At 64.5% G+C, this 16,497-nt stretch carries 15 protein-coding genes and 1 tRNA gene; 4 read left to right on the forward strand and 12 right to left on the reverse strand.

Annotated features, from left to right (window positions below; translation table 11 throughout):
* Positions 1-5: 5 nt before the first annotated feature.
* Positions 6-1,580, reverse strand: a complete 1,575-nt coding sequence (gshA, locus tag PSO31014_RS02505) for a glutamate--cysteine ligase (protein WP_281349034.1) — start codon at positions 1,578-1,580, stop codon at positions 6-8.
* A 260-nt stretch (positions 1,581-1,840) separates the two neighbouring features.
* Between gshA and PSO31014_RS02510 the strand changes: the two genes are divergently transcribed.
* Positions 1,841-2,614 carry a sulfite exporter TauE/SafE family protein gene (locus PSO31014_RS02510; protein WP_150550156.1) on the forward strand — a complete coding sequence of 258 codons (774 nt, stop codon included), beginning with the start codon at positions 1,841-1,843 and terminating at the stop codon, positions 2,612-2,614.
* A 62-nt stretch (positions 2,615-2,676) separates the two neighbouring features.
* On the opposite strand, the gene PSO31014_RS02515 is transcribed toward PSO31014_RS02510, so the two are convergent.
* Positions 2,677-4,365, reverse strand: a complete 1,689-nt coding sequence (locus PSO31014_RS02515; RefSeq protein WP_150550157.1) for an AMP-binding protein — start codon at positions 4,363-4,365, stop codon at positions 2,677-2,679.
* A 234-nt stretch (positions 4,366-4,599) separates the two neighbouring features.
* Here PSO31014_RS02515 and PSO31014_RS02520 point away from each other — a divergent pair.
* Positions 4,600-4,676 (forward strand) — tRNA-Pro (locus PSO31014_RS02520).
* A gap of 221 nt (positions 4,677-4,897) precedes the next feature.
* Here the strand turns inward: PSO31014_RS02520 and PSO31014_RS02525 are convergent.
* Positions 4,898-5,374, reverse strand: coding sequence for a DUF934 domain-containing protein (locus tag PSO31014_RS02525; RefSeq protein ID WP_150550158.1), 477 nt, complete (start codon positions 5,372-5,374; stop codon positions 4,898-4,900).
* The gene (locus PSO31014_RS02530; protein ID WP_150550159.1) at positions 5,364-7,370 is read right to left on the reverse strand and encodes a DUF2849 domain-containing protein; all 2,007 of its coding nucleotides are present in this window, start codon (positions 7,368-7,370) and stop codon (positions 5,364-5,366) included. The genes PSO31014_RS02525 and PSO31014_RS02530 overlap by 11 nt, the downstream gene beginning before the upstream one ends.
* 284 nt (positions 7,371-7,654) lie before the next feature.
* Here PSO31014_RS02530 and PSO31014_RS02535 point away from each other — a divergent pair, with 284 nt between their 5' ends.
* A complete protein-coding gene (locus PSO31014_RS02535) occupies positions 7,655-7,900 on the forward strand; it encodes a hypothetical protein (protein WP_017233355.1) in 246 nt (81 codons plus the stop codon).
* 35 nt (positions 7,901-7,935) lie between these two features.
* On the opposite strand, the gene PSO31014_RS02540 is transcribed toward PSO31014_RS02535, so the two are convergent.
* Positions 7,936-8,685: a YoaK family protein gene (locus tag PSO31014_RS02540; RefSeq protein ID WP_150550160.1), complete on the reverse strand. Its 750-nt coding sequence runs from the start codon at positions 8,683-8,685 to the stop codon at positions 7,936-7,938.
* Between the two features lie 110 nt (positions 8,686-8,795).
* Here PSO31014_RS02540 and PSO31014_RS02545 point away from each other — a divergent pair, with 110 nt between their 5' ends.
* Positions 8,796-9,191 (forward strand): BLUF domain-containing protein, encoded by a 396-nt coding sequence (locus tag PSO31014_RS02545; RefSeq protein ID WP_150550161.1) that lies wholly within the window; start codon positions 8,796-8,798, stop codon positions 9,189-9,191.
* A 157-nt stretch (positions 9,192-9,348) separates the two neighbouring features.
* Here PSO31014_RS02545 and PSO31014_RS02550 read toward each other — a convergent pair whose 3' ends face one another.
* The 7 genes from PSO31014_RS02550 to PSO31014_RS02580 all read right to left on the reverse strand — a co-directional run bounded on the left by PSO31014_RS02550 (position 9,349) and on the right by PSO31014_RS02580 (position 16,276).
* Positions 9,349-10,395 carry an ABC transporter substrate-binding protein gene (locus tag PSO31014_RS02550; protein ID WP_150550162.1) on the reverse strand — a complete coding sequence of 349 codons (1,047 nt, stop codon included), beginning with the start codon at positions 10,393-10,395 and terminating at the stop codon, positions 9,349-9,351.
* A gap of 79 nt (positions 10,396-10,474) precedes the next feature.
* The gene (locus tag PSO31014_RS02555) at positions 10,475-11,611 is read right to left on the reverse strand and encodes an NAD(P)/FAD-dependent oxidoreductase (protein WP_150550163.1); all 1,137 of its coding nucleotides are present in this window, start codon (positions 11,609-11,611) and stop codon (positions 10,475-10,477) included.
* Positions 11,604-13,028 (reverse strand): FAD/NAD(P)-dependent oxidoreductase, encoded by a 1,425-nt coding sequence (locus PSO31014_RS02560; RefSeq protein WP_150550164.1) that lies wholly within the window; start codon positions 13,026-13,028, stop codon positions 11,604-11,606. Before PSO31014_RS02560 ends, PSO31014_RS02555 begins: the two co-directional genes overlap by 8 nt.
* Positions 13,021-13,416, reverse strand: coding sequence for a (2Fe-2S)-binding protein (locus tag PSO31014_RS02565; protein ID WP_150550165.1), 396 nt, complete (start codon positions 13,414-13,416; stop codon positions 13,021-13,023). Before PSO31014_RS02565 ends, PSO31014_RS02560 begins: the two co-directional genes overlap by 8 nt.
* 23 nt (positions 13,417-13,439) lie before the next feature.
* A complete protein-coding gene (locus tag PSO31014_RS02570) occupies positions 13,440-14,234 on the reverse strand; it encodes an ABC transporter permease (protein ID WP_150550166.1) in 795 nt (264 codons plus the stop codon).
* A 43-nt stretch (positions 14,235-14,277) separates the two neighbouring features.
* The gene (locus PSO31014_RS02575) at positions 14,278-15,183 is read right to left on the reverse strand and encodes an ABC transporter permease (RefSeq protein ID WP_150550167.1); all 906 of its coding nucleotides are present in this window, start codon (positions 15,181-15,183) and stop codon (positions 14,278-14,280) included.
* The gene (locus tag PSO31014_RS02580) at positions 15,176-16,276 is read right to left on the reverse strand and encodes an ABC transporter ATP-binding protein (protein WP_150550168.1); all 1,101 of its coding nucleotides are present in this window, start codon (positions 16,274-16,276) and stop codon (positions 15,176-15,178) included. Before PSO31014_RS02580 ends, PSO31014_RS02575 begins: the two co-directional genes overlap by 8 nt.
* Between the last annotated feature and the right edge of the window lie 221 nt (positions 16,277-16,497).

Raw genomic sequence — 16,497 nt, forward strand, 5'->3', positions numbered from 1 at the left:
CTGCGTCAGGCGGTGGCCGGCCCTAGCGTGCCTGCCAGGTAATCGGCAACGAATGCATCGAAGTCGCCGACCTGCGTGCGTTCCAGTTCGGCTTGGGCGTCGAGTGACTTCCGAGCCAACGTTTCGAAGTGCTCGACAACGCGCGCATCGAGCGGCATGTCGCGCAGCGTCTGTGCATGACGCTGGCTCTGCGCGAGCGCGAACGCCTGGAACGCGCCCCCGGTCGTGCCCCGCAGTGGTTCGAGCGCGGCCATCACACGGGCGGACGGCGTGAGCGACACGTCCTGCACCTTGGCACGTTGCAGCGCCATCGTATGCGCGTAGTGCGCTCCGCCACGCTGCAGGTCGAATGCGGCCGCCGTCCGGTCGATGCGATCGAGCAATGTCTCGGCCCAATCGAACAGCGTGATCGCTTCGCCACCGCGATGCAACACGAGCCCCGGCTTCCGGCCTTCCTTGACCACGTGAGCGAAGTTGTCGCGATTCTCGCGGTTCTCGGCGTCCGAACACGACGGGCTGTCGTCGAACGCACAGAACAGCAGGAAGGCGTCGATGAAGCGGGCCGTGTCGACGTCGATGCCGACCGGCTGGAAGGGATCAATGTCGATACAACGGACTTCCACGTATTGCACGCCGCGACGCGCGAGGGCCTGCACCGGGCGCTCGCCGCTATACGTCACCCGCTTGGGTCGGATCGTGGCGTAAAACTCGTTCTCGATTTGCAGGAGATTGGTCGAGAGCTGAATCCATTCGCCATCGCGCTGCGTGCCGAGTGCCTCGTAGGCAGGATGCGGCTGACTGACGGCTTGCGTGAGGGCATCGATATAGCTGGGCAGGCAGTCGTAACAAGGCGAGACTTCGGACTGCGCGCTGTTCTGGTAGCCCAGGTCGCTCATGCGCAAGCTGGTCGCGTAGGGCAGACCGAGCGTGCCGTCGTCGAAGGCATCGAGGCCGTGCTCGCGTCCACGCAGGAATTCGGCGTGCAGCACCGGCGACGCGCCGAAGAGATACATGAGCAGCCAACTATAGCGGCGGAAATTGCGAATGAGCGCGACATAGCGCGCCGACTGATAATCGCGTGCGGACTGCGTCGCGCCTTCCTGCTCGCGCAGCAGTGCCCACAACGGTTCGGCCAGCGAAAAATTGTAGTGGATGCCTGCGATGCACTGCATCGGCTTGCCATAGCGCAGCGCGAGGCCGCGGCGATAGACATGCTTGAGCTTGCCGATGTTCGACGTGCCGTAGTCGGCAATCGGAATCACCGCTTCCGGCGGCAGCGCGGGCGGCATCGAATCGCTCCATAGCAGTTCCGTGCCGAGCTTGCGGTAGGCGAACTGATGAATTTCGTCCAGGCGGGCGATGACGTCGGCCGCATCGCGCTGCGGCGGCGTGATGAATTCGAGCAGCGATTCCGAATAGTCGGTGGTGATCTCTTCGTTGGTCAGTGCCGAACCGAGCGCGTGCGGATGCGGCGTCAGCGCGAGCGCGCCGTTGCCTTCGACGCGCAGGGTTTCCCGTTCGATGCCCGACAGACCTTCGCCGAGCAGCGCGAGGTGATCGGGCTGCATGATGAGCGCCAGACGCCGGTCAAGCGGCCCGTGAGCGGCATGCGGCCCGGTGCGTTCGGTGTGTTCGTGTTGACGATTCTGTTTTTCCAACTTCCATCCCTCTGGACTGGCGCGGTGCTTTGGCACGGCGTGAATTTGGCCTGAGCATAACTGAAAACGCCAAAGCGCGCCGGACGCCACCTCGGCCTGACACGGCAGCCTCAGCGCCTGCCTGAGCCCGCCTGCGCGAATGCCGCATTGGCGTTCCAGCATGGCACATCGATACTGACGCCATGATGAATACTCAACACCTCGCCGACCTCGTCCCTCTGCTCTTCCTGGGGCTTGCCACCTTTGTGCTCGCGGGCTTCGTCAAAGGCGTGATCGGGCTGGGCCTGCCCACGGTGGCCGTGGGGCTGCTCGGATTGGCGATGCCGACGGCGCAGGCCGCGGCGCTCCTCATCGTGCCGTCGCTCGTGACCAATGTCTGGCAATTGCTGGCGGGGCCGCGCTTTGCCGCGCTGGCCAGGCGTCTGTGGCCGATGCTCGCCGGCATCTGCGTCGGCACATGGGCCGGTGGCGGATGGCTGGCCAACGGCGGCAACGTTGCGGGCATGGCGCTGGGCATCGCGCTTCTCGTTTATGCGGCATTGGGGCTGGCGGCGGTGCGGCTGCATGTGCCGAAGCGTTGGTCCGCCGCGCGCGTGAGCGCTCTCGGCGGCGGCATTGGCGTGGTGACCGGACTGGTCACGGCGGCGACCGGGGTGTTCGTCATTCCCGCGGTGCCGTTCCTCCAGGCGCTTGATCTCGAGCGCGACGATCTCGTGCAGGCGCTCGGCCTGTCGTTCACCGTGTCGACCGTGGCGCTTGCCGCCGGGTTGGCGCGCGACGGCATCTTCCACGGCCATGCGATTGGCGTGTCACTGCTGGCGTTGGCCCCCGCGCTGGGCGGGATGTACTTCGGGCAGTGGGTGCGGGGGCGTGTCAGTGCGCCCGTCTTCCGCCGGTGCTTCTTCGTGGGCCTCGCCATGCTCGGTGCCGAACTGGTGATTCAGCACCTGCGCTGAGCGCAGTGGTCGGCGTGGCCTTCGCGGGGTCGTGCAGGCCAAAGCCACGCGGCATTACGGCATTACTTGAGGTCGCTGAAATCGACGTCCCAGAACTCCATGTCGCGGCGGCTTTCCAGAGTGCGCCCCGCTTCCGTGCGCCGCAACTCGACGCGGCGAATCTTGCCGGAGATGGTCTTCGGCAGATCGCAGAACTCGATGCGTCGGATACGTTTGTAGGGGGCGAGGTGATCGCGGCAGAAGCGCAGGATGTCGAGGGCGAGCTGTTCGTCGGCGTGAAAACCGGCGCGCAGGGTGATGAAGGCCTTCGGTACGGCGAGCCGCACCGGATCGGGACTCGGCACCACGCCGGCTTCGGCGACGGCCGGGTGCTTGATGAGCTCGCTTTCCAACTCGAACGGGCTGATGCGATAGTCGGACGCCTTGAAGACGTCATCCGCACGACCGATGTACGTGAAGTAGCCATGCTCGTCGCGCATCGCCACGTCGCCCGTATGGTAGTAGCCCTCGCGCATGGCGTCGGCGGTCTTCTCGCTGTCGTCCTCGTACCCCTGCATCAAGCCCGTCGGGCGTGACGACAACACGAGCGCGATTTCGCCTTCGTCGGCTTCGGCGCCGTCGTGATCGAGCAGTACGACGCGATAGCCCGGCATGGGGCGCCCCATCGACCCCGCCTTGACGGGCTGCCCGGGCGAGTTGCCGATCTGGCAGCAGGTTTCGGTCTGACCATAGCCATCGCGAATCGTGATGTGCCAGGCGCGTTTGACCTGGTCGATCACTTCGGGATTGAGCGGCTCGCCCGCACCGATCAGTTCACGGAATTTCACTGCATGGCGCGTGAGATCTTCCTGGATCATCATGCGCCAGACGGTGGGGGGCGCGCACAACGTCGTGACGCCGCAACGCGTGGCCGTCTCCAGCGCGGCACGCGCGTCGAAGCGCGAGAAGTTGTAGACGAAGATGGTGGCGCCCGCGTTCCACGGCGCGAAAAAGCAGCTCCACGCGTGTTTCGCCCAGCCTGGCGAGCTGATGTTCCAGTGGATATCGCCGGGTTGCAGGCCAAGCCAATACATCGTGGCGAGATGGCCGACCGGATAGCTCTGGTGCGTGTGCAGCACGAGCTTCGGGCGCGACGTGGTCCCGGACGTGAAGTAGAGCAGCAATGGATCGGTCGCGAGTGTGGCACCGTCGGGGGTGAAGCGGTCTGAGGCTTGATAGGCGGGCCCGAGGGGCGTCCATCCTTCGGGCGGGTTGTCGCCGATGGCGATGCGCCGATAGTCGCCGGGCAAGGCGGCGAACTTGACGGCATCGCGTGCGGTGGTGACGACGTGGCGCACACGGCCCCGTTCGAGCCGGTCGGCAAGGTCGCCGGCGGCGAGCAAGGTGGTCGCGGGAATCATGACGGCGCCGAGCTTCATGCAAGCGAGCATGAGGTCCCAGAGTTCGACCTGATTGGGTAGCATGAGCAACACGCGGTCACCGCGCGACACGCCTTGCGCTCGCAGGAAATTGGCGACGCGATTGGATCGCGAGGCCATTTCGGCGAATGATAGCCGTGCCTCGCGTCCGTCTTCTTCGACGACCCAGAGGGCCGGACGGTCGTTGCCCTGGGCTTGCGGGTCGAAGAAATCCAGCGCCCAGTTGAAATGCGAGAGGACGGGCCAACGGAAATCACGGTACGCCACGTCGTAGTGGACCCGCTGGGCAAGCAGCAGGTCGCGCGCGGCCTCGAATCCCAGGATTTGCGGCATCGCTTGTCTCCGAGCCTCGAAGGGCAGGATTAGGCAGAATTCCATTATCGTGAGGCCCCCCGAATGCAACATTCGGGATAACCATCATGGGGTTTCGCCAACGGTAGACGTCGCGCTGCGCGCGCCGGATGCAAAAATATGTGCGTTCGACACGCACGCCCTCTTTCTTTCCCGCGCGAAGCTCTGCTATACTCGCCTTCTTTCGAGCAATGCATCTAGACGACGCATTTCTCACGGGGCGTAGCGCAGCCTGGTAGCGTACCTGCATGGGGTGCAGGTGGTCGGAGGTTCAAATCCTCTCGCCCCGACCAGATTAAAACCCGCACAGTCATTGACTGTGCGGGTTTTGTCGTTTGGGCCCCGAGGATGGTGTAACGCACCCGGACAGTCGACGACGCTCGATATCTGACTCGGTGTGTCTTGTAGGAGTCCTACTCAGGGAAGAATTTTTAGGTGTTCGATGGCGGCGCACGTCCGCTATCAAGGACCGCGGCCGGACGGTGCCGGCCGCAGGAACTTCAGAGAGTGGCCTTCAGGCCGACAGACGCTCGAGCAGCGTGCGGGGACGCGAGGCGCGACCCACTGCCGCCTGAGCGGCCTCATGCCAGCGTGCCGTGGGCACGTCCGACGGCGAGAGCAGGCTATCGAAGCCGCACGCCCACAACATCGCCAGTTGATCCGGCAGCAACGGACCCGCCGCGCGAATCGCCCCTTCGAATTGCCACTTGTCACGCAAGAGTTTCGCCAGCGTAAACCCCCGCCCGTCGCGCGTCTTCGGGAATTCGATCACGATCAGGTCGAGTTGCGGCAACAGCGGCGCAATACGTGCCGCATCGTCGTGCCCCTGCACGCGCAGACCGGCCGGCGCCACGCCCTTCTCGTTCGCGGCAAGCCAGGTGTCGAGCGGCAACACGTCCTTGTTGCCCGGCTGCGCCGCCGTGACCGACGCGTCGGCGCCGTGATAAGTCCAGACGTCTGCCGCCGGCAGTCCGTTTCGATCAATCAACATGCAAAGCTCCCTTGAATTCTTCTGCCCCAACGCGTCCGAGCGTATCGATGAAGCGCTCGCCCTCGTTTCGCAGCGAGAGATATCGTCCGAGAATGTTCTCGATCACCTGCGGCACGTCCTCATAGCTGACTCCCGGGCCAAGAATCTTGCCGACGGCCGCGTTTTCGTCGGCCGAGCCGCCCAGCGTGATCTGATAGTTTTCCTTGCCCGCCTTGTCGACACCGAGAATGCCGATGTGCGCGACGTGGTGATGCGCGCAGGCGTTGATGCAGCCGGACACATTGAGCGTCACCGGCCCGATATCGCGTTGCTGCGCCTCGGAGAATCGCAGCGCAATGCGTTGCGCCACCGGCACCGAGCGCGCATTGGCAAGCGCGCAATAATCCAGCCCCGGGCAAGCGATCGCGTCCGAAATCAGCCCGATGTTGGCCGTCGCCAGACCGGCCGCCTTCAGGCGCGACCACAGCGCGTGCAGTTCGTCACGCTTGACGTGCGGCAGCACCAGGTTCTGCTCGTGCGTCACACGCAATTCGTTGAACGAATATTGCTCGGCCAGATCGGCCAGCACCAGCATCTCCTGCGCACTGGCGTCACCCGGAATACCGCCGGCCGGCTTGAGCGAGACGACCGCACTGATATAGCCGGGCACCTTGTGCTCGTGCGTGCAGGTATCGACCCAGTGACGGAATGCGATATCGCGCTCGTACGATTGCGCAAACGCCGTCGACTCGCTCGGCAGCGTTTCGAACTCGGGCACGATGAAACGCTCGCGAATCCCCTCGACCACGGCATCGCCCAACGGCCGATGCGTGAGCGCAATGCGCGCGAACTCTTCCTCGATCATCTCGATGAACTTCGCGGGCTGCATTTCCTTGATGAGGATCTTGATGCGCGCCTTGTAGATGTTGTCGCGTCGACCCAGTGCGTTGTACACGCGCAGAATCGCCTCGACGAAACGCAGTAGATCCGCTTCGGGCAGCCACTCGCGCACGAGCGTGCCGACGATCGGGGTGCGTCCCAGTCCGCCGCCCGCGTAAATCTGGAACCCCACTTCGCCACGCTCGTTGGTGCGCGCCAGAATGCCGATGTCGTGAAAGCGCACGGCGGCACGGTCAGCCTGGCCACCCGTGATCGCGATCTTGAACTTGCGCGGCAGGTAGGTGAATTCGGGATGGTCGGTCGACCATTGACGCAAGATCTCGGCATACACGCGCGGGTCGATGACTTCATCCTTCGCGGCACCGGCGAACTGGTCGGTGGTCACGTTGCGGATGCAGTTGCCGCTCGTCTGGATCGCGTGCAGGTCCACGTCGGCCAACGCCGACAGGATCTCGGGCGAGTCCGACAGCGTCGGCCAGTTGAACTGAAGGTTCTGGCGCGTGGTGAAATGGCCGTAGCCCTTGTCGTAACGCGTCGCCACATAGGCGAGCTGACGCATCTGAATGCCGCTCAGCGTTCCGTACGGAATGGCAACGCGCAACATGTAGCCATGCAGTTGCAGGTACAGGCCGTTCATCAGGCGATAGACCTTGAAATCGTCTTCGCTGAGTTCGCCGGACAGACGTCGTGCCACCTTCTGGCCGAACTCGTTGGCGCGGTCCTTGAGGAACTCGCGCTCCGACGGGTCGTAGCGATAGATGCCGGCGTGCTCCGGGGCAACGGTCAATGCCGGCGCATGCGCCAGCGCCGCCGGCTCACCGCCCTGCTCGGCCTGCTTGCCCAAATCTTCGCGTACCGATGGCCCACGCGAGCGCAGTTGCTCGCGAAAATCTTCCGGCACCGGGCCGGCGTCGCTCAGTTGGGCCGGACGCGGCATGGGATCGACGATCAGATTGGCGGCCAGCGCGCTTTTCGCAGCCGCTTGCGCCGGCTCGAGTTCCTGCGCGTCGAACACGTGTGCCTGCGCCAGGTCATCGACCCAGTTATGTTGCTTGTCCAGCCAAACGACCAGGCCGTCCTGCAGCCGGTTTGCCGAAATCAGATTGCCTGCATTCATTCAACGCTCTCAATGCTTGTCATCATTTGGTCGCAACTCGCGATTCGACCCGCAGGCTATCAAGACGCACGCGAAGATACGACCATTTACTAGTTATGTAGACATTACGGGATGTTGTTTGGACTCGGCCGCCCCGCCGGACCTGACGGGGCAGAGGACAGCCCGTCGAGGCATGCACGGGCCCCAAGGGCTAAGGGCCCTGGAATGACTTCAAAAATACACTGTATTTTTATACAGTACTCGTGCTACATTCCCGATCATGCCATTTCATCGTGAGTGACACCATGAGCGACGCCAAATCCATCAAGTTCATCGTCGTGCCCTATCGCAAGAACAAGGACGGCGTCTTGCAGCCCGGCGAGTTGCGCCAGGCGAGCACCGAATTCGGCGCCGTGCGCATCGCGCAATCGATGGCGTCCGGCTTCGCGGGCATTGCCGCCTACGAAGTGCTGGTCGACGAAGAAGACGGCACGATGGATGCACCGCGCGTGCTCTTCCAGGACGGGGCCATTCCCGCCATGGCCGACTGAGCGCTGACCAGCGTCAGGGTTCGTCGGCGCAGAGATCAGTGGGGGCTTCGTGCGAGATCGTCGAGCAGCGGCACGATGGCCAGCACGATCAGTATCCCTGCAAGCGGAACCGTCGCGACGAAGCCGAGGTGCTTGAATCCCAGCGCCCCGGCCAACCCGCCCAGGAAGAACATGCCCAGCAACGCGCACAGCAAACGCAGCTTCTGACGATCCCCCGCTACGCGCGGCAGATGGCGCGCCACCCCGGGCCGATTCCAGTAGCTCATTTTGCCCAGTTCGATGCCGATGTCCGTGACCAGACCGGTAACGTGCGTCGTGCGAATCTCGGCCCGGGAGATCTTGGTGATGATGGCATTCTGCAGCCCCATCACGTAACACAGCAATCCGACGGTGCCCGGCACGTATAACAGCCGCCGGTTTTCAAGATTGGCCCCCATCACGCCGAACGCCAGCAGGAGCAACGCTTCGAGCATGAGCGGTACCGCATATTCGCTGTGCGTCTGATGGCGCCGCCCCCAATGAATGAGGATGGACGAGGTTGCGGCACCGAGCAGGAACGCCAGCAAGGCGCTGAATCCGGCCAATACGAGCACGAGCTGCCCGAGCGCCAGATTGTCGGAGAGCGAGGCAACAATGCCCGACATGTGCGACGTGTACTGACCGACGGCAAGAAAACCGCCCGCGTTGGCGCCCCCCGCCACGAAAGCCAGCGAGCAGCCCAGACGCCGGTTCGCGGCATCGGTGCGCACCGGCTGGGTGAATCCACGTAGAAATTTGATCGGCATGACGCGTGAGTCTCAGGCTTCGCACATGCGGTATTCTAATGCGCGCTGACGCAGCGTCCACGCCAATATCGCGCGCCGACGCCCAGCCTGTATGACGGAGACAACGAAGCATGATCGAGTGTTACGCGTACTTGAGCCGAGCCTTGCCCGATCTCGATCTGCGGGAGCTCGCCAAGATCATCGTCAACTCACGCGGGTTCAACGCCACCTACGGCATCACCGGCGTGCTGCTCTACGATGGCACGATGTTCTATCAATACATCGAAGGACCGAGCGAACCGCTTGCCGATGCACGCCAGCGCATCGAGACATCGCGCCACCATCGTGACATCCAGGTGTTGCTCGATGGCACGCCGCACGTGCCCGGCGCGTTTCCGACGTGGAGCCTGGGCTACCTGATGCTCGACCGGCCCGCGCACGCGCTGCAGGCCCTGATGATCCCCGCCGACCACGCCGACCTTGTCGGCGCCTTCGCCGAACTCGCTGCCAAGTCGGACGCGATGTAACCCATCTGGCTCCAGAGCAAAAAAAACGCCGGGCGCCCTGATGAACTCCCCCAAAAGTCGGACATCCATCCAACCTTCGGGTGTTCTTCATGAGCGGCCCGGCGTTTTCCGTCTTCCCGGCGCATGCTGGACATGCGCCAGGGTCATGACATCGAGATTACTGCTCGATCTGACGGTTCCAGCGCTGATCCCACTGGGCGCGACGCTGGTTGATGGCGTCCCAATCCACGGTCGTGATGTTCTTCACCAGTTCGTCGATCTTGCCCAGACGCTTCTGCATCGCCGGCGGCATGGTGGCATGCGGATTGGTCGGGATATACGCGCCCGCCGCGGCGGCAAGGGTCTGCCCCTTGGCCGAGAGCAGGAACTGCGCGAGCTTCTGCGCCATGGCGTTATCCGGGCTGTTCTTCACGACACACAGGTCGACCAGCAACTGCACGGCGCCTTCCTTCGGGGCCACGTACGCCACCGGAATGCCTTTGTCTTGCAACTCGCTCACAGCCGTCGGCGTCAGCGGGAAGATCGCCGCCTCGCCGGTCTGGATCATTTCCGAGAGCTTGGCCGAGTTCGGAATGTACTCGACGACATTCGGGCCCACGGTAGTCGCCCACTTGCTGAAGCCCGGCTCGACGTTGGTCTCGCTACCGCCCCAGATGCGGTTCAGCGCCAGGAAACCATGCAAGCCGAACGTGCTGCTCGACGCCGACTGGAACACAACCTTGCCCTTGTACTTGGGATCGGCGAAATCGCTCCACGACGTCGGTGCGGCCCAGCCCTTTTCCTTGAAGATCTTGGTGTTGTAGCCGATACCGGTCATGCCCAGTTGCACGCCAGCGGCCATGTCGTCCTTCACGCGCGCGAACGGATACAGTTCCTTGAGCGCGGGCGAATCGTCGAGCTTCTGGCACACGCCCATGCTGATCGCGCGGGCCATCACGCCATCATCCAGGAACACCACGTGCATCTGCGGGCTGTTTCGATTCGCGAGCAGCTTGGCCAGCACGTCGGACGACGTTCCCGGCACCACCACGACCTTCACATTGTTGGCCTTTTCGAACTCGGGGAAGATCTGCGTCGTGTAGGCCTTTTCCATCGAGCCGCCATTCATGCCGACGTACAGCGTTTTGGACTGCGACCAGGCCGCGCTGCTCGCGCCCAATGCCAGCGCCGCAGCGCACATAACGACCTTTCGGGATAGCTTCATCGTGGTTCTCCTTGTGTTTCCTGGGTGTGAGGAAGGTAGTGTTGTGACGAACTCGGGACGTACAGGATTCATTTGGCGATCACGCGTCGGCCGTGACGGGCGCGAATCGGTCGACGGCAAACGCCTCGATCGGTGTCGCCGTCTCGCCGTGCGTGACCAGATCCGCCAGTACTTCGCCTACGCCGGGCGCCAGCAGAAAGCCGCCCCCGGAGAAGCCGAAGGCATGCACCAGACGCGGCGTGGTGCGACTCATGCCGATGATCGGATTGTTGTCGGGCGTCTCGCCCTCCACGCCGCTCCAGGTGCGAATGAGCAACGCGTGGCGCAGCGCCGGCAGCAACGCGCAGGCCTCGCGCATCACGGCGCGCGTGGTATCGGCCGACGGCTGCGCGTATTCGCCGTCGCCGGTGCCGCGTCCGCCGCCGATCACACAGTTGCCGCGCTCGACTTGCCGCGCATACACACCGCCGCCGTACACGCCGAGGTTATGGCCGATGAACTTCGGCAGCGGTTCGGTGACCCACATGTTCGGATAGATGGCATGCATCGGCACCCGCTCGCCGAACATGCCCGCGATGTGATTCGCCCACGCGCCGGAGGTATTGAGCAGCCAGTCGGCGCTCACGTGCAACGGCTCGCCTTCGGCGGGCTCGGCGGTGAGTTGAAAGCGCACGCCATCGTGCGCCACCGAAGTGATCGGCGTGCGTTCGCGCACGTCCGCGCCGAGCGCACGGGCGGCGCGCGCAAACGCGGACGATACGAGACGCGGGTTCGCGTGGCCGTCGCTCAGACACAGCGAGCCGCCGACGGCGCCGTCGCCCAGCCACGGGAAGCGCTCGCGAAACGCCGCCCCGCGCAACACGGTCGAGGCGAGACCGTAGCGGCTGGCCATGGCCGACCAGGCGTCGAGCGGTTCGAGATCGCTCTCGCGACGAGCGAGGCGCAAGTGCCCAGAGCGCACGAATTCGCCGTCGATCCCGATCAATTCGGGCAGGCGATCCCATAGCTTGCGCGCGCGCATGGCGAGCGGCAGTTGTTCTTCCGGGCGGCCTTGGCAGCGCACGCCGCCGTAGTTCACGCCGCTGGCCTGCGCCCCGCAATAACGCCGCTCGAACAACGCCACGCGCAAACCACGCTCGGCCAGCGCACGCGCCGCCGAGGCGCCGACCAGCCCACCACCGGCGACGACAACGTCGTAATGCAGGGTCTCACTCATCGCGCGCCTCCTCGGGAATGGCCGCAACGTTTTCATCGAACAACATCGGCGCGATCGGAATCGGTTTGATCGGGGCCTGTGCCCGCAGACGCCCCGCTTGTGCCAGCGTCTGGCCGCTCTCGCGCGCGAGCAGATGGCAGGCCGCCTCGCCGCACATGCGGCCCTGGCAGCGTCCCATCCCGACACGCGTGAGCGCCTTGAGCCGATTGATGTCGGTCACACCGGCCTCCCGCACGCAGTCGCGCAGCGAGCGCGCATCGACTTCCTCGCATCGACACACGATCATGTCGTCTGGCCAGCGCGCCGACGGATCGTCGGGCGCCGCAAACGCCTGCTCGATCCCCACACGAAAGCGCCCAATGCTCGCGAGCTTGCGCTCGATGGCGTCGGCGTCGGGCGCGTCGGGCATTGCCGGGGCGGCGATGCCGAGATCCTCGAGCAAAGCAAGCGCTGCACGACGGCCGGCGAGTTCCGCCGCGTCGGCGCCGGCGATACCCGCGCCGTCTCCCGCCACATAGATGCCGGGTTGCGAACTGCGACCGGCGGCGTCGCGCTCAGGTAGCCAGCAACGATTGAGGTCGTCGAAGACGAAACGGCACCCGGCCAAATCGGCCAGTTGCGTCTCGGGACGCAGGCCGAAGCCCAGCCCCACGGCGCTACACGCAAGCGTGTGTTCGCGGCCGTCGCGCCGCCAGCGAATCGCGCGCACCCCGGCGGTGCCGTCAATGCCGTCGAGCGTGACGCCATGCTCGATGCGCACCCCATGCGCGCGCAGCCATCCCACGTAATAGAGCCCCTTGGCGAGCGTAGCCGGCTGATTCAGCAGCTGCGGCGTGGCCTTGACCTGGCCGGCAAACGCGCTCGTGTCGAGCACCGCGGCCACGTTCGCGCCCGCTTTCGCGTACTGGTAGGCCACGAGATACAGCAACGGCCCCGTGCCCGCGAACACCACCTGCTCGCCAATCGCACACCCCTGTGCCTTGAGCGCGACTTGCGCGCCGCCCAGCGTGTACACGCCCGGCAGCGTCCAGCCCGGCAGCGGCAAGACGCGATCGGTCGCACCGCTGGCAATGATCAAATGCGTGAACGGCACGGGTTTTTCCCGGCCGTCGTGGATCGTATGGAGCCGCGCCGGATCACAAGCCCACACGAGGGTCTCGGGTCGATAGTCGACCTGAGGCAACAGCGCGGCCATCGTGCCGTGGATGGCATCGGCCTTGGCCGCTTCGAAGCCATACAGCGCTTGCTTGGTCCGTGTAAAGCCCGCGCCGACCGGCGGCTGTCGGTAGATCTGTCCGCCCCAGCGCATGTTTTCGTCGAGCACCACCGGACGCTGCCCCGCTGCCACCAGCGTCTGCGCAGCGCGAATGCCCGCAGGACCGGCGCCGACGATCACGATCTCAGCGTGCTCAAACATGCGAGCCCCCGTGCGCTTCGTCGGCATCGGCCGCCCGCGTGAGAATCCGCATGCCGGCTTGCACCGGTGTCGAGCAGGCGCGCAGACGCGTCAGTTGGGCATCGCCACCGGCGCCAGACGCCGTCTCGCAGCGCACCCAGCAATCCTGGCATGCGCCGATCAGGCAAAAACCCGCGCGCGGTGCGCCGCCGAATTCACTGATGCGCACATGGCGCTGGTGCATGAGGATGGCCGTGAGCAGTGTGTCGCCCGCGAGCGCCTGCACCGGGGCGCCGTCGAGATAGAACGTGACGGGCGCGCGCGCCGTTTCGGCCAGGCGCGCCAGTTGCGGATGCCCCGGCGCGCAGGTCTCTTGCGACGCGCGGGAAGCATGGGAAGAGTGAGGCATGAGATTCGTCTTGGAGCGCACGTTCAATGCTGACCGATCAGGATGCGGTTCAGGCCGTAGACACGGTCGAGCAGCAGCATCGCGCCCAGCGTCACCGCAATGACCAGCGCCGAGACGGACGCCATCATCGGATCGATCGACTCGGTCGCGTACATATACATGCGCACGGGCAGCGTGACCGTCTGCGGCGAGGTGATGAAGACCGACATCGTCAGCTCGTCGAAGCTGTTGATGAAGGCGAGCAGCCAGCCGCCGGTAATGCCCGGCAGGATCATCGGCATGGTCACACGGCGGAAGGTCGTCCATGCGCCCGCGCCGAGCGACGCTGCCGCATGCTCGACACTGCGATCGAGCCCGCTGATCGACGCCAGCACGAGGCGCATGATGAACGGCGTCACGACGATCATGTGCGCGAAGGTCAGCGCCGCGAACGAGCCGCTCACGCCCAGCATGGCGAAGAAGCGCAGCAGCGCAATGCCGAGCACGAGACCCGGGATCACCAACGGCGACAGCAGCAAACCGTTGAGGAAGTTGCGTCCCGGAAAGCGCGCGCGGCCGATGGCCAGGGCGGCGGGCAACGCAATCACCAGCGAGAGCGTTGCCGACAGGAACGCCAGCTTCAGGCTCGTGAAGAACGACGCGATGAAGTCGGGGTAGTCGAGAATCGCGCGGAACCAGCGCAGCGACACGCCGCGCGTGGGCAGCGAGAGCGTTTGCTCGGGCGTGAACGCGACCAGCACGACGATGATCATCGGCGCGAGGACGAAGAGGATGACGAGCGTATGGAACGCGAGCGCCAGGGGGCTGTTTTTACGCATGATGGCGAGTGGGTTCTGTTCTGCGGGAGACCGTGTCCTGGCCTTAGCCCATGCTGCGCGAATAGCGGCGATCGAGCAGGCGGTAGTACGTCAGCATCACGATCAGGTTCGCCACGAGCAGCAGTACGGCGATGGTCGCGCCCAGCGGCCAGTTCAGCGAACTCAGGAACTGGTCGTACACGGCGGTCGCGGCGACCTTGAGGCGGCGTCCGCCCAGCAAGCTCGGAATCGCGAATGCACTCGCCGACAGGCCGAACACCATCAGACTGCCCGACAGAATGCCCGGCACCAGTTGCGGCAGCACAATGCGGCGCAGCGTCGTGGCCGGTGATGCCATCAGCGACAGCGCGGCGTTCTCGGTCTGCGGGTCGAGCCGTTGCAGCGACGTCCAGACGGGAATCACCATGAACGGCAGCATCACGTGCACCAGCGCAACGATGATCGCGAAGTGGGTGTACTCCAGCTTGTACGGCCCCATGCCCAGCAGGCCGAACGTCTGATTGATCAGGCCGCCCGAGCCAAGCAGCATGCTCCAGCCGAACGCTCGCACCACGATCGACACGAGCAGCGGCGAGAGAATCACCAGCAGGAAGAGCGAACGCCACGGGTCGCCCATGCGCGAGAGCACATAGGCTTCGAACGTGCCCACCACGGCGCACACCGCAGTCACAGTGAGCGAGATGCCGAACGTGCGCAGAAAGATCGTGTGGAAGTACGCGTCGGACAGTACCTCGGCGTAGTTACCGAACTGGAACGCCGCGATCGGGCCGCTCGACGGATCGAACTGATAGAACGTGAGCGCGAGCGTCATGAGCAGCGGAATGAGCACCAGCGCCACGAACAGCAGCATGGCCGGGGCGCTCATCAACCACATCGGCAGATACGCATGCCAGGGCGCACGCGTCGCCGGCGCCGTCTCGGGGCTGACCACTTGCAATGTCTCAGCCATGAGCGTGCTCTCCCGCGTTCGGCGTAATGAAGCGCACGGCCTCGGCCTGCCAGTCGAGGCCGACCGGCGCGCCTTCGGAGAGCGGCTCGCCACCTTCGTTCTGGCAGCACACGAGCACTTCGCCCAGCGGACTGTCCACGCGGTACAGCCATTGGCTGCCGAGGAAGAAGCGGCTCGTTACCGTGGCCGCCATCCGGCCGTCGGCGGGTGCGCACAGACGAACCTTTTCGGGACGCAGGCACAGCGTGATTGCGTCCCCCACGGCCATCGCGCGCTCACGTGGCGAGAGGTCGGACAGCCGCGCGCGCTGGGTCAGTTGCGCGCCTATCTCGACATGCAGGTGCTCGTCGTCGCGCGCCGCCACACGGCCGGCCAGCATGTTGGCCTTGCCGATGAACTTCGAGACGAACGGCGTTTGCGGACGCTCGTAGGCACGATACGGCGTGTCGACCTGGGTGATGCGCCCGGCCTCCATCACCACGACCCGGTCGCTGATCGACAGCGCTTCGGATTGATCGTGCGTGACCATGATCGTGGTCGTGCCGATCTTGCGCTGAATGGCGCGCAACTCGAACTGCATGTCTTCGCGCAGCTTGGCGTCGAGGTTCGACATGGGCTCGTCGAGCAGCAGCACGGGCGGCGCGATCACGACCGCGCGCGCGATTGCCACGCGCTGGCGCTGACCGCCGGAGAGTTCGCGCGGGAAGCGATGACCGAGCGCATCGAGGCGCACGAGGGCCAGCGCCTCGCGAATGCGCGCCTGACGCTCGGCCTTGTCGATACCGCGCATCTCCAGGCCGAAGCCGACGTTATCCGCCACGGTCATATGCGGGAACAGCGCGTAGCTCTGGAACACAATGCCCAGGCCGCGCTTGTTCGGACGCATGTGCGTGATGTCGCGCCCATCGAGGGTAATGTGCCCGGTGGTGGTTTCCACAAAGCCCGCGATCATCTGCAAGGTGGTGGTCTTGCCGCAGCCCGAGGGCCCCAGCAGCGAGACGAACTCGCCCTTCTCCACCGAGAGGTTGACGTTCGAGACGGCGTTCAGCTCGCCAAACGTCTTGGAAACATCCGTCAAAGTCAGAAATGACATGGTTACGACCTTCGGGCACTTGCGCGCCGCAAGAAATGCAATTGCATCGAACAGTAGCGAGCCAAATTGCCCGCCGCAAGATAACGATTCCGTGAAATGAGATAAATATTCAAATTATTTTGTTTGACGGAATATTTGACGAATGAACACATGAATTCATTTCGCGTCAACGCCTCGGTACAATCCCTAAGCTACCGAGAATATTGGATGTTTTTTACGGC

Source organism: Pandoraea soli (genome assembly GCF_902459595.1).
Lineage (GTDB): Bacteria > Pseudomonadota > Gammaproteobacteria > Burkholderiales > Burkholderiaceae > Pandoraea > Pandoraea cepalis.

What these genes read in the sequence shown, in the direction of transcription:
- PSO31014_RS02510 (WP_150550156.1), top strand. Translation starts at nt 1,841, where the DNA reads ATGATGAATACTCAACACCTCGCCGACCTCGTCCCTCTGCTCTTCCTG.
- PSO31014_RS02515 (WP_150550157.1), bottom strand. Translation starts at nt 4,365, where the DNA reads ATGCCGCAAATCCTGGGATTCGAGGCCGCGCGCGACCTGCTGCTTGCC.
- PSO31014_RS02525 (WP_150550158.1), bottom strand. Translation starts at nt 5,374, where the DNA reads ATGTTGATTGATCGAAACGGACTGCCGGCGGCAGACGTCTGGACTTAT.
- PSO31014_RS02530 (WP_150550159.1), bottom strand. Translation starts at nt 7,370, where the DNA reads ATGAATGCAGGCAATCTGATTTCGGCAAACCGGCTGCAGGACGGCCTG.
- PSO31014_RS02535 (WP_017233355.1), top strand. Translation starts at nt 7,655, where the DNA reads ATGAGCGACGCCAAATCCATCAAGTTCATCGTCGTGCCCTATCGCAAG.
- PSO31014_RS02540 (WP_150550160.1), bottom strand. Translation starts at nt 8,685, where the DNA reads ATGCCGATCAAATTTCTACGTGGATTCACCCAGCCGGTGCGCACCGAT.
- PSO31014_RS02545 (WP_150550161.1), top strand. Translation starts at nt 8,796, where the DNA reads ATGATCGAGTGTTACGCGTACTTGAGCCGAGCCTTGCCCGATCTCGAT.
- PSO31014_RS02550 (WP_150550162.1), bottom strand. Translation starts at nt 10,395, where the DNA reads ATGAAGCTATCCCGAAAGGTCGTTATGTGCGCTGCGGCGCTGGCATTG.
- PSO31014_RS02555 (WP_150550163.1), bottom strand. Translation starts at nt 11,611, where the DNA reads ATGAGTGAGACCCTGCATTACGACGTTGTCGTCGCCGGTGGTGGGCTG.
- PSO31014_RS02560 (WP_150550164.1), bottom strand. Translation starts at nt 13,028, where the DNA reads ATGTTTGAGCACGCTGAGATCGTGATCGTCGGCGCCGGTCCTGCGGGC.
- PSO31014_RS02565 (WP_150550165.1), bottom strand. Translation starts at nt 13,416, where the DNA reads ATGCCTCACTCTTCCCATGCTTCCCGCGCGTCGCAAGAGACCTGCGCG.
- PSO31014_RS02570 (WP_150550166.1), bottom strand. Translation starts at nt 14,234, where the DNA reads ATGCGTAAAAACAGCCCCCTGGCGCTCGCGTTCCATACGCTCGTCATC.
- PSO31014_RS02575 (WP_150550167.1), bottom strand. Translation starts at nt 15,183, where the DNA reads ATGGCTGAGACATTGCAAGTGGTCAGCCCCGAGACGGCGCCGGCGACG.
- PSO31014_RS02580 (WP_150550168.1), bottom strand. Translation starts at nt 16,276, where the DNA reads ATGTCATTTCTGACTTTGACGGATGTTTCCAAGACGTTTGGCGAGCTG.